We start from the raw sequence: 12,560 nt of genomic DNA on the forward strand, positions 1-12,560 counted from the left end.
CCGCACAGACGCGCCGACCCGCCCCGCCCCCCCCCGCGGCGGGCGCGGGGGGGGGGGGGGGGGGGGGGGGGGGGGGGGGGGGCGCGCGCCCCCCCCCCCCCCCCCCCCCCCCCCGGGCCCCGCGCCCCCCCCCCCCCCCCCCCCCCGGCGATTATCCGAACGTCGAGCCGTCGACCAAGACCGACAGCCTCGCGAGCAAAACATTCGGCGCGATATTGGGGAATGCCCAGCGCGAGGTGCGCATGCTTCATCCGCACGATGAGTATCATCGCGAGCTTGCCGCCGAAGCCGCCGCGCGCTTCGAGCAACTCATCGCGCTGCGCTGGAAGCTGGTGGAGGAAGCGCAAGGATCGATTTCCTATCCGTTCGACCGGATACTCGTCGGCTGGCTGCTCATCATCTTCCTGTGCTTCGGGCTGATCGCGCCGCGCAACGCGCTCTCGCTCGTGACGATCATGCTCGGCGCGCTGTCGATCGCATCGGCGGTGCTCGTGATCCTCGATCTCGATACGCCATTCACCGGCCCGATCATGATCGGGAGCCAGCCGATGCGCGACGCGATCGGGTACCAGAGCCGCTGATGCGCTACGACGATCCGCGCTTCGTCGCGCTCTACGACGCCCTCAATCCATGCGCGCCCGACACGGCGTTCTATCTCGCGCTGGCGCAGCCGGCTGGACATATCGTCGATCTCGGCTGCGGCACGGGCTTGCTCGCCTGCGAACTGGCGAAGCGCGGGCATCGCGTGACGGGCATCGATCCGTCGGCGCACATGCTGCGTGTCGCGCGAGCGCGTCCGCAAGGCGACGAGGTGACGTGGATCGAAGGCGATGCGACGGCGCTGCCGTTCGTCGGCGCGGCGGATCTGCTCGTGATGACGGGCCACGTCGCACAAGTGTTTCTCGACGATGCCGCGTTCCTCGCCACGCTCAGGGCCGCGCGCCGCGCAATCCGGCCAGGCGGCGCGATCGCGTTCGAAAGCCGCAATCCGGCGGCGCGCGCGTGGGAAGACTGGACGCGCGAGCGCTCATCGCGGTGCGTCGAAGCGCCGGACGGAACGACCGTGGAAGTGTGGCAGGAGCGGCATGCGCAACCCGATCCGTCGACGACAGGCCGCGCCGCGTTCACGACGTACTGCCGCTACGCGTCGACGCCCGAAGACACGCTGAGCGCCGCGAGCGAACTGCGCTTTCGCACGCTCGACGAACTCGCGCGCCTTTTGCGCGATGCGGGTTTTGCGCGCATCGACTGGTATGGGGACTGGAATCGCGCGCCGGTGGACGAAACGAGCCGCGAATTGATTGCGGTGGCGCGGTGAAAAACGAAACGAAACTGCCGCCTGAAAAGCGGCAATCCGGATCAGAACTCGACGACGACGAAGTCGGCCTTGCCCACGTCGCACAACGGGCAGCGCCAGTCGGCGGGAATGTCGTCGAAACGGGTGCCGGCGGGAATGCCTTCGTCCGGCAAACCTTCTTCCTCGTTATAGATCCAGCCGCAAATCAGGCAGACCCAGCTCTTGAATTCGATGACTTCGCTCACGACAGACTCTTGATTCGAAAGAAATAAACGGACGCGTGCGCTCGAAGACGATGCGCGGCGCGGCGACCCGGCATCTTACAGGAATCGGCGCGATCGTCCCCGGCCCGGGCCGTGAAACCCGACGCCCCGCCGCATCGCACCGTCCACAGGATGGTCCCGATTACGGCGATCCGAAAGCCCGGTGTATGCTTTTTGAGTCTGCGGCGCCGCTTTCGCGCCAGCGACCGGTTCCACAACATGGAGAAAACGATGAACAAAAAGGTCTTGGGTGCGATGCTGACGGGCGCGATCGTGCTCGCGCAATACGCCGGCGCGGCGCATGCGCAGGCGCGCGTCTATTTCATCGAGCCGAAGGATGGCGCGACCGTCACGAGCCCCGTGCACGTGAGGTTTGGCGTCGATGGCATGTCGATCGCGCCGGCGGGCACGATGACCGACGGCACCGGCCATCACCATCTGCTGATCGATAGCAAGCCGCTGCCGAAGGGCACCGTGATTCCGGCGAACGATACGTCGCTGCATTTCGGCAAGGGCCAGACCGAAGCCGATGTGAAGCTGCCGCCCGGCGATCACACGCTGACGATGCAGTTCGGCGACGGCGCGCACCGTTCCTATGGGCCGGAAATGAGCCAGTCGATCAAGGTGCATGTGAAGTAACGCGTTTTTCGGCTCGAGACGAGGGAAGGCCGCCGCGGATCGGGAATCCGGGCGGCCTTCCTGTTTTTGGGCCGCGAACCCTCATCCGTTCGGCCTAAGCCGCGTGCGTCGCGCGTTGTCGGGCGCGGCGCCCGGTACAATGGCCGCTTCCATCGGTTGTCGGCTTCGTCACCGATTCTTCGCCATTCATCCGGTTTTCCCATGTCGCTTTATTCCATTTCGGACGCGCAGCTCGCGTTCGGCCACGTCGCATTGCTCGACCACGCCGACTTCTCGCTCGAAGCGGGCGAGCGTGTCGGGCTGATCGGCCGCAACGGCGCGGGCAAGTCGTCGCTCCTCAAGATCGTCGCGGGGCTCGCCGCGCCCGACGACGGCCTCGTCACGCGTCAGAGCGAGCTCACGACCGTCTACGTGCCGCAGGAGCCCGAGTTCGATCTCGACGCCTCCGTGTTCGATGTCGTCGCCTCCGGCCTGACCGATGCGCGCGCACTGCTCGACGAGTACGACGCCGTCGCGCACGCGCTCGCCGACACGCCCGAAGGCGCCGAGCACGACGCGTTGCTCGCGCGCATGAACGCGCTGCAATCGGCGCTCGATATGCGCGATGCGTGGAACTGGCGCACGCGTGTCGCAACCACGCTCGCGCAAATCGGCCTCGACGGCGACGCGCGCGCGGGCGACCTGTCCGGCGGCATGAAAAAGCGTGTGGCGCTGGCGCGTGCGCTCGTCGTGCAGCCTGACGTGCTGCTGCTCGACGAGCCGACCAACCATCTCGACTTCGACGGCATTCGCTGGCTGGAAGAGTTGCTCGTCACGTTGCGCACCGGGTTGCTTTTCATCACGCACGATCGCGCGTTTCTCGATCGCGTGGCGACGCGCATCGTCGAGCTGGATCGCGGGCGTCTGCTGTCTTATCCGGGCAATTTCAGCGCGTATCAGACGAGGAAGGCGCAGCAACTCGAGGTCGAAAAAGTCGAGCAGGAAAAATTCGACAAGTTGCTCGCGCAAGAAGAAGTGTGGATTCGCAAGGGCGTCGAGGCGCGGCGCACGCGCAGCGTCGGGCGCATCGCGCGGCTCGTGGAAATGCGCAATGAGCGCGCCGAGCGCCGCAATGTGCAGGGCAACGTGAAGCTCGATGTCGGCCAGGGCGAGAAGTCCGGCAAGATCGTCGCGGAACTGACTGACGTGACGAAACGCTACGGCGAGCGCACGATCGTCGACCGCTTCACGGCCACCGTGATGCGCGGCGACAAGATCGGTCTCGTCGGCCCGAACGGCGCCGGCAAGACGACACTGCTGAAGCTCATGCTCGGCGAGCTGCAGCCCGACGAAGGCCGCGTGCGCATCGGCACCAACATTCAGGTCGCGTACTTCGATCAGATGCGCGCGCAACTCGACCTCGACAAATCGCTCGCCGACACCATCAGCCCCGGCAGCGAATGGGTGGAAGTGAACGGCGTGAAGAAGCACGTGATGAGTTATCTCGGCGACTTCCTGTTCGCGCCGGAGCGCGCGCGTTCGCCGGTGCGCTCGCTTTCGGGCGGCGAGCGCAATCGCCTGTTGCTCGCGCGACTGTTCGCGCGGCCCGCGAACGTGCTCGTGCTCGACGAACCGACCAACGACCTCGACATTCCCACGCTCGAACTGCTCGAAGAACTGCTCGCGGATTACGACGGCACCGTGTTGCTCGTGAGCCACGACCGCGCGTTTCTCGACAACGTCGTGACCTCGGTGTTCGCCGCGGAGGGCGGCGGCCTGTGGCGCGAGTATGTCGGCGGCTTCTCCGACTGGCAGATTCAGCGCGAACGTTCGGCGCGTATCGCGGAAGAAGCGGCGCGTCAGACGGCCAAGGAAGCGCCGAAGGACGACACGCCGAAGGAAAGCGCGGCAGGCCGCAACGCGCAGCGCACGGTCAAGCTGTCGTTCAAGGAACAGCGCGAGCTCGAAGCACTGCCGGCGCGCGTCGCCGAGCTGGAGGAAGAGCAGAAGGCGATCGGTGCGCAGCTCGAAGACGGCTCGATCTTCGCCAGGGATGCGAAGGAAGGCGCGCGGCTGTCGGAGCGCCACGCGGCGATCGAAGAGGAATTGCTCGTCGCGCTCGAGCGCTGGGAAGAGCTGGAAGCAAAGCGCAAGTAGGCGCTTCGGCGGCCGCGCACGACACGCGTTTTATCGGTCCGAGGTGGGCGCGGCGGGCGAAAACCGCTATTCTCCTAGCGCGGCTCGGATCGGCGGGCGGTTTTCCGCCTCCCGCACCGGCATCCGGCCAGGCATTTTCATCTAGCATTCGCCGGCACATCGGGCGTCACGTTGTGGCATTTCCCGCGAGAACGCTCGAGAGCCGGATCAACGTTCAACTATGTCCACGAAAAAATCCAGCGCAATGGCGACAGGTACTGAACGCGGCAAGCGCCTCGTCATGAACGCCAAGGCAGCCGGCTACAGCGAAGCATCGATCAAGGTGCTCAAGGGGCTGGAGCCGGTCAAGCAGCGGCCCGGCATGTACACGCGCACCGAGAATCCGCTGCACATCATTCAGGAAGTGATCGACAACGCCTCCGACGAAGCGCTCGGCGGTTACGGCAAGCAGATCATCGTCACGCTGCACAACGATAATTCCGTCTCCGTCGAGGACGATGGCCGCGGCATTCCCTTCGGCCTGCATCCGGAAGAAGGCGTGCCGGTCGTCGAGATCGTGTTCACGCGGCTGCATGCGGGCGGCAAATTCGACAAGGCCGCGGGCGGCGCCTACACCTTCTCGGGCGGTCTGCACGGCGTCGGCGTTTCGGTGACGAACGCGCTCGCGACGCGCCTCGAAGTGACGGTCTGGCGCGACAACAAGGTCGCGCAACTCGCGTTTTCCAACGGCGACGTCATCGAAGAACTCACGACGCGCCCAGCGGAGCGCGGCGCCAAGAAAAGCGGCACACGCGTGCGTGCCTGGCCGAACCCGAAGTACTTCGATTCCGCCAATCTGCCGCTCGGCGAATTGCAGCGTCTCTTGCGCTCGAAGGCCGTGCTGCTGCCGGGCGTCGAAGTGGTGCTGGTCGTCGAGAAGACGGGCGAGCGTCAGACGTGGAAATATGAAGACGGTCTGCGCGGCTATCTGCTCGAAGGCATGGGCGGCAGCGAACTGCTGATTCCGTTGTTCGAAGGCGAGCGCTATGCGGAAAGCTCGCGCAACACCGAGGAAACCTTCGCGGAAGGCGAGGGCGCGTCGTGGGTCGTCGCGTGGAGCGAGGAAGGGCCGCTCTTGCGCGAATCGTATGTGAACCTGATTCCGACGCCGGCGGGCGGCACGCATGAATCCGGCCTGCGCGATGGCCTTTTTCAGGCGGTGAAGAATTTCGTCGAGATTCATAACCTGCAGCCCAAAGGCGTGAAGCTGCTCGCGGAAGACGTGTTCGCGCGCGTGTCGTTCGTGCTGTCGGCGAAGGTGCTCGATCCGCAATTCCAAGGGCAGATCAAGGAGCGTCTCAATAGCCGCGATGCGGTGAAGCTCGTGTCGTCGTTCTCGCGGCCTGCGCTCGAGCTATGGCTGAACCAGCACGTCGAGTACGGCAAGAAGCTGGCGGAGCTCGTGATCCGTCAGGCGCAGGCCCGCACGCGCGCCGGCCAGAAGATCGAGAAGAAGAAGAGCTCGGGCGTCGCCGTGTTGCCGGGCAAGCTCACGGATTGCGAATCGACGGATATCGCGCGCAACGAGCTTTTTCTCGTCGAGGGCGATTCGGCGGGCGGGTCCGCGAAAATGGGCCGCGACAAGGAGTTTCAGGCGATTCTCCCGCTGCGCGGCAAGGTGCTGAACACGTGGGAAACGGAACGCGACCGTCTTTTCGCGAACAACGAAGTGCATGACATCGCCGTCGCGATCGGTGTCGATCCGCATGGCCCCGACGACCAGATCGATCTGTCGAATCTGCGCTACGGCAAGATCTGCATCCTCTCGGACGCGGACGTCGACGGCGCGCACATTCAGGTGCTGCTGCTCACGCTCTTCTTCAAGCACTTCCCGCAACTCATCGAACGCGGCCATGTGTGTGTCGCGCGTCCGCCGCTCTTTCGCGTCGATGCGCCCGCGCGCGGCAAGAAGCCTGCGCAGAAACTCTATGCGCTCGACGAGGGCGAGCTCGAAGCCATCCTCGACAAACTGCGCAAGGACGGCGTGCGGGACACGGCGTGGACCATCAGCCGCTTCAAGGGCCTCGGCGAAATGAGCGCAGAGCAGCTCTGGGACACGACGATGAACCCGGACACGCGCCGCCTGCTGCCAGTCGGCCTCGGCGATCTCGGCTTCGACCTCACCGTCTCGCGCATGACGATGCTGATGGGCAAGGGCGAAGCGGCCTCGCGCCGAAGCTGGCTCGAAGAGAAGGGCAACGAAGTCGAAGCGGACATTTGAGCGCGACTTGAGCAACGCATAACGGATATCGATATTCGATGGGAATCACAGACGATCTCTTCGCCGAACAGACCGCACCGGACGGCGAACAACTGACGCTCGGCGATTACGCCGAGCGCGCCTATCTCGACTACGCGGTGAGCGTGGTGAAGGGCCGCGCGCTGCCCGATGTCTGCGACGGACAAAAGCCCGTGCAGCGCCGCATTCTTTACGCGATGAGCGAGATGGGCCTCGCGTCCAACGCGAAGCCGGTGAAGTCGGCGCGCGTGGTGGGCGACGTGCTGGGCAAGTATCACCCGCACGGCGACCAATCCGCGTACGACGCGCTCGTGCGCCTCGCGCAGGACTTCTCGATGCGCTATCCGCTCATCGACGGGCAGGGCAACTTCGGCTCGCGCGACGGCGACGGCGCGGCGGCCATGCGCTACACGGAAGCGCGCCTGACGCCGATCGCGCGCCTGCTCCTCGATGAAATCGATCAGGGCACGGTCGATTTCATGCCGAACTACGACGGCTCGTTCGAAGAGCCGAAGCTCTTGCCTGCGCGCTTGCCGTTCCTGTTGCTGAACGGCGCATCGGGCATCGCGGTGGGGCTCGCGACGGAAATCCCGTCGCACAATCTGCGCGAAGTGGCGCAGGCCGCCGTCGCGATGATCCGTGACCCGAAGATCGGCCACGCGGGTCTGATGGAGAAATTGCCCGGACCCGATTTCCCCGGCGGCGGGCAGATCATCTCGTCGCCCGCGGAAATCTCGACGGCGTACGAGACCGGTCGCGGCAGCCTGAAGGTGCGCGCGCGCTGGAAGATCGAAGACATGGCGCGCGGCCAGTGGCAGGTCGTCATCACGGAATTGCCGCCGGGCGTGTCGAGCCAGAAGGTGCTCGAGGAAATCGAGGAACTCACCAACCCGAAGATCAAGCTCGGCAAGAAGACGCTCACGCCCGAGCAGGTCCAGACCAAGCAGTCGATGCTAGCCCTGCTCGACGCCGTGCGCGACGAGTCCGGCAAGGACGCGCCGGTTCGTCTCGTGTTCGAGCCCAAGTCGAGCCGCATCGACCAGACGGAGTTCGTCAACTCGCTGCTCGCGCATACGAGCCTCGAATCGAACGCGACGATCAACCTCGTGATGATCGGCGCGGACGGCAGACCGCGGCAGAAGGGCATCGTCGAGATCCTGCACGAGTGGATCGGATTTCGCTTCGTGACGGTGACGCGGCGCACGCAGCATCGCCTCGGCAAGGTCAACGACCGCATCCATATTCTCGAAGGGCGGATGATCGTCTTCCTGAATATCGATGAAGTCATTCGCATCATCCGGGAATCGGAGGAGCCGAAGCAGGCGCTTATCGCGCGCTTCAATCTCTCGGACCGCCAGGCCGAAGACATCCTCGAGATTCGTCTGCGTCAGTTGGCGCGGCTGGAAGCGATCAAGATCGAACAGGAGCTGTCCGACTTGCGCGACGAAAAGACCAAGCTCGAAGAACTGCTCAACAGCGATGCCGCGATGAAGCGCGTGCTCATCAAGGAAATCGAAGCCGACGCGAAGCAATTCGGCGACGATCGCCGCACGCTCATCCAGCAGGAAAAGCGTGCGACGTTCGAGGCGCGCGTCGTCGACGAGCCGGTGACGGTCGTCGTCTCGCAGAAGGGCTGGGTGCGCGCGCTGAAGGGCCACGGACTCGATCCGGCGGGCTTCACGTTCAAGCAGGGCGACGGACTCTATGCGGCATTCCAGGCGCGCACGCCGGATTCGCTGGTCGCGTGGGGCAGCAAGGGGCGCGTGTATTCGGTGCCGGTCTCGGCGTTGCCGGGCGGGCGCGGTGACGGCGTGCCCGTGACGTCGCTGATCGAGCTCGAGTCGGGCACGCATCTGCTGCACTATTTCGCGGCGAATGCGGAGCAGCAGTTGTTGCTGGCGTCGAGCAATGGCTTCGGCTTCGTTGCAAAGCTCGGCGACATGGTGAGCCGTCAGAAAGCTGGCAAGGCGTTCATGACGATCGACGACGGTGCGGCTCCGCTCGCGCCGATGCCTGTCATCCCCGGGGCGACGCTTGTCGGGTGTCTGTCGAGTGCGGGCAAGCTGCTCGTCTTCGGCATGGACGAGATGAAGACGCTGTCGGGCGGCGGTCGCGGCGTCATCCTGATGGGCCTCGACGCGAAGGAAACGCTGCGCCAGGCGCTCGCGTTCGATGCGCGCGGCGTGATGATGATCGGCACCGGGCGCGGCGGCAAGCCGAAGGACGAGAAGCTCAGCGGGTCGCAATTGCAACTGCATCTCGGCAAGCGCGCGAGGAAGGGGCGCGCGCCGGATTCGTCGTTGAAGGTGACGGAGTTGAGGCCGGTGTTCGAGGGATAAAAGTCCCGGTCGGGCGTCCCTCCAGTTTGTTTGCTGCGTACCTTGAAAGCCCGCTTCGTGCGGGCTTTCTCGCATCCGCCGATCGGTCCGCCGCGGCGCTCGACGAACGCGGGACGAGTGGAGGTTGTTTTCGCCGCATGACCATCTTTGATTTCGCGAATTCAGGTTTGCAAACGTTCCGATGACGGTAGCAAGCATCATCGGAATGATCGCGCGTCGCATCATTAATATCCGAACGCGGGAACTCGCTGCGCGGCTCGCATTCTTAGTGTTCTGGGTTTGACCGGCCAGTCTCGCCATGTAGCAGCAATATTCAATCTTCAGCGAGAGTCGGCTGGTGTGCGCCTCAGCTTTTACACCGCAACCCGTCCATCACGTTTTGAACTGCATCCGGAATCCCCAATGAACAAAGCCATCGAAGCGGCGCTCTTTCTGCATTTACTCGGCGTAGCCGTTTGGATAGGCGGCATGGTCTTCGCCCACTTCTGCCTGCGCCCCGCGCTCGGTGATCTCACGCCGCAAATGCGTCTGCCGCTTTGGGAGTCGGTCTTCGCACGTTTTTTCAACTGGGTCGGCGCCTCGGTGCTCGTGATCCTGCTCACCGGCGGCTTCCTGCTCATGGAATTCGGCGGCGGTCACGCGGTGTGGCCATTGCATGCGATGGCCGGCCTCGGCATCGTGATGATGCTGATCTTCGGTCATATCCGCTTCGGGGTGTTCCCGCGCATCCGGCGGGCGGTGCAGGCGCAGAACTGGCCCGATGGCGCCCGCGCCGTCGCCACGGTGCGGCGGCTCGTCGTGATCAATCTGGTGCTGGGTGTGGTGACGATTGGAACGGCCGTTCTCTCGCGCGGGTTCTGAGTCAGCCGCCGCGCGCATCCGTCAGCGCGGTGCTCGACTCCTGGCCCGCATCCTTGCGCGAGCGCGGCGACTGACCACGCGGCCATCCGCACACGCCGAAGCGATCGAGCAGCGCCTGCACGCCATCCGCCGGCACCGGGCGTGAGAACAGGAAGCCTTGCGCTTCCACCGGCCCGAGCGCCGCAAGCCACGTGATCTGCTCTTCCCGTTCGGTTCCTTCGACGACCACCGTGAGCCCCAGCGAGCGCGCCAGGTTGATGATCGCCGACACCATGACGCACACGCTGCGGTCTTCGGGAATCGCCTGGACGAACGAGCGATCCACCTTGAGCGTATCGACCGAAAAGCGATTCAGATACGACAGCGACGAATAGCCGGTGCCGAAGTCATCGAGCGCGATGCGCACGCCCAGCCGCTTCAACGCGACAATCTTCTCCTGCACGAGCTCCGGGTACTCGACCATCACCGTTTCGGTGATTTCGAGTTCGAGCTTGTCGGGCGGAATACCGCTCGACTCGATCGCGCGCGCGACCGTCTCCAGCAAGTCGCCGCGCCAGAACTGCACGGCCGAGATGTTCACGGCGAGCGACAGTCCGTTATAACCATCGCGCTGCCACTGCGCGAGCTGCATGCACGCGGTGTAGATCACGAAATCGCCGACTGCGACGATCAGCCCGGTCGATTCAGCCACCGGAATGAACTCGTTCGCAGGAATGAGTCCGTGCTGCGGATGATTCCAGCGCACGAGCGCCTCGAAGCCGGTAATGCACCGGCGCGTGAGATCGATCTTCGGCTGATAGACGAGGAAGAGTTGCTGCTCGGTCAGGGCGACGCGCAGTTGCTGCTCCCACTTCATCAGATGATCCGCGCGATGCGACAGTTGCGGCGAATAGAATTGATAGCAGTTCCGGCCCGCGTCCTTCGCGCTGTACATCGCGAGATCCGCCTTCTTCAGCAGATCGATCTCGCTTTCGTTCGGCACCGAAAAGAGCGCAATGCCGATGCTCGCATGCAGCACGAACGCGCTGCCGCGCACGTCGAACGGCGTGGCGAACATCGTCGAGATATCGTTGGCGAGCGTGACGGCGCGCTGTTCGACGTCATCGCCCTTCACGACGACCACGAACTCGTCGCCGCCGATGCGCGAGAGCGCGCCGCTTTGGCCGACCGTCTCCGCAAGCCGCGACGCGGTCATCTGCAGAACGATATCGCCTGCATTGTGGCCGAGCGTGTCGTTGACAGTCTTGAAGTTGTCGAGGTCGATGAAGAGCAGCGCGAGCCGGCCGATGTTCTCCGGTTGCGCCACTTCCCGCCTGAGCGCGCGCAGCGTCGAGTAGCGGTTGCGCAGGCCCGTCAGCAGATCGAATTCGACGAGATGCGTCATCTCGCGCTCGCGTCCGAGCAGCTTGCCGATGAGGCCCGTCGCCACCGCGAAGAAGCCGAGCATCGCGAGCGAAATGAAGCTCGCCATCAGCAGATAGACATTGCGCGTGTGGTTGTAGTCGATCATCTCCTCGCGCTCGGAGAGACCGACGAGCACGCCGAGCGGATAGCCGTCGATATGCCGGTACGACACGATGCGCTTCACCTGATCGATCGGATCGACGTAGATGCCGGATGCGTGGTCCGTCGTCGGATAGACGCCGCTCGCGCTGAAGGCGGCGTGCGTGCGGTCGGCCGGGCCGTTGTGCGCGTTGCTTTTCGTGGCGGAGTTGGCCGCCGCGCTCTCGGCGAGACTGCCGCCCGTGCTGCGCGCGAGCACCGAGCCGTTATCCGATACGACGGCGATCACGCCTTCGCGACCGATCGACGCGACATTGTAGAAATCGCTCGTGAAATAGGCCGGATCCTCAGATACGACCACGACGCCCGCGAACGAGCCGTCCGGATGATTGAGCCGCCGCGTGATCTGCAACGTCCACAGGCCCGACACGCGGCCGCGCACCGGGCGGCTGATGTACAGCAGGTCGTCGTTCGAATGGGCGTGGACCTTGTAGTGCTCGCGATCGGACAGGTCGATCGGCTTCGGATGAGGATCGGACGTATTGGCGATGAGCGTGCCGTATTCGTCGATCAGCGAGACCTGCACGAGCGTGTCGCTCTGCACGACGCCTTTCTCGACCGTGGCGATCAGATCGAAGTTGTCGGGCGACTTCTCGTACTCGTATTTGACGAAGCGGGTGATCTGGTCGACCTGATGGATCGCCTTGATGGTGTGCTGCTCGAGCGCCGACGAGAGGATGGCGGCGGAGGCCATCGATTCGTGTGTCGTCGCTTCGCGCTCGACGGAGAGCCGGGCGAATATCACCGCCCACAGCAGCACCAGCACGAAGGTGCCGAGCACGGGAATCGCGAGGAGCGCGCGCCGACGCCGCGCCGATGGCGCGCCGAAGAGGGTGTCGGAAAAAGCGTGAGAGCGCGTGCGCTTCATGGGGCGTCCGTCGGCGCTTTATTTCGTAGCGCGTGGCGTGCTGCGAACTGCGCGAGATGGATGAAGCGATGCATGTTTTGAGGCGTTCGGCCGAAACGAGTGACTATACCGTGCGCGGCGCGCGGCGGATGATCGGCGGCTTGTTTCTCCGAGACCCGATCCACGTCCGTATCCACGCAAGGAGGTAGCGCAACGGCCGTTCGGCGAGCGGTTCTTCGCAGCGGCGCCCGAAGCCCGACATGAGCGAGACGGCGAGCCTTCGGTGTCGTCAAGAGCATACGTTTGCGCTGCGGCGCAAGCGGTTCACACTCGCGAC

The 12,560-nt window shown here is 64.6% G+C and carries 8 protein-coding genes and 1 pseudogene; 7 read left to right on the forward strand and 2 right to left on the reverse strand.

Annotated features, from left to right (window positions below):
- Positions 1-581, forward strand: a pseudogene (locus NCR38_RS04055) (hypothetical protein); the annotation flags it as partial.
- Positions 581-1,318, forward strand: coding sequence for a bifunctional 2-polyprenyl-6-hydroxyphenol methylase/3-demethylubiquinol 3-O-methyltransferase UbiG (locus tag NCR38_RS04060; RefSeq protein WP_250476461.1), 738 nt, complete (start codon positions 581-583; stop codon positions 1,316-1,318). The pseudogene NCR38_RS04055 and the gene NCR38_RS04060, both read left to right, overlap by 1 nt.
- A gap of 41 nt (positions 1,319-1,359) precedes the next feature.
- Here the strand turns inward: NCR38_RS04060 and NCR38_RS04065 are convergent, their stop codons facing one another.
- Positions 1,360-1,542 (reverse strand): rubredoxin, encoded by a 183-nt coding sequence (locus tag NCR38_RS04065; RefSeq protein WP_061120587.1) that lies wholly within the window; start codon positions 1,540-1,542, stop codon positions 1,360-1,362.
- Positions 1,543-1,791: 249 nt separating this feature from the next.
- Here NCR38_RS04065 and NCR38_RS04070 point away from each other — a divergent pair, with 249 nt between their 5' ends.
- From NCR38_RS04070 to NCR38_RS04090, 5 genes are all read left to right on the forward strand, one after another.
- Complete coding sequence (locus NCR38_RS04070) at positions 1,792-2,199, forward strand: DUF4399 domain-containing protein (RefSeq protein ID WP_061120640.1); 408 nt, start codon at positions 1,792-1,794, stop codon at positions 2,197-2,199.
- A 201-nt stretch (positions 2,200-2,400) separates the two neighbouring features.
- On the forward strand, positions 2,401-4,335 hold the full coding sequence (locus NCR38_RS04075) for an ATP-binding cassette domain-containing protein (RefSeq protein ID WP_250476462.1): 1,935 nt from the start codon (positions 2,401-2,403) through the stop codon (positions 4,333-4,335).
- Positions 4,336-4,615: 280 nt separating this feature from the next.
- Positions 4,616-6,595 carry a DNA topoisomerase IV subunit B gene (locus NCR38_RS04080; RefSeq protein WP_061120639.1) on the forward strand — a complete coding sequence of 660 codons (1,980 nt, stop codon included), beginning with the start codon at positions 4,616-4,618 and terminating at the stop codon, positions 6,593-6,595.
- 38 nt (positions 6,596-6,633) lie between these two features.
- Positions 6,634-8,952, forward strand: coding sequence for a DNA topoisomerase IV subunit A (parC, locus tag NCR38_RS04085; protein WP_250476463.1), 2,319 nt, complete (start codon positions 6,634-6,636; stop codon positions 8,950-8,952).
- Positions 8,953-9,354: 402 nt separating this feature from the next.
- Positions 9,355-9,813: a CopD family protein gene (locus tag NCR38_RS04090; RefSeq protein ID WP_061120584.1), complete on the forward strand. Its 459-nt coding sequence runs from the start codon at positions 9,355-9,357 to the stop codon at positions 9,811-9,813.
- Position 9,814: 1 nt separating this feature from the next.
- On the opposite strand, the gene NCR38_RS04095 is transcribed toward NCR38_RS04090, so the two are convergent.
- Positions 9,815-12,244, reverse strand: a complete 2,430-nt coding sequence (locus tag NCR38_RS04095; protein ID WP_250476464.1) for a bifunctional diguanylate cyclase/phosphodiesterase — start codon at positions 12,242-12,244, stop codon at positions 9,815-9,817.
- Positions 12,245-12,560 lie beyond the last annotated feature (316 nt).

Source organism: Caballeronia sp. INML1, from assembly GCF_023631085.1.
In the GTDB taxonomy this organism is placed as follows: domain Bacteria; phylum Pseudomonadota; class Gammaproteobacteria; order Burkholderiales; family Burkholderiaceae; genus Caballeronia; species Caballeronia turbans.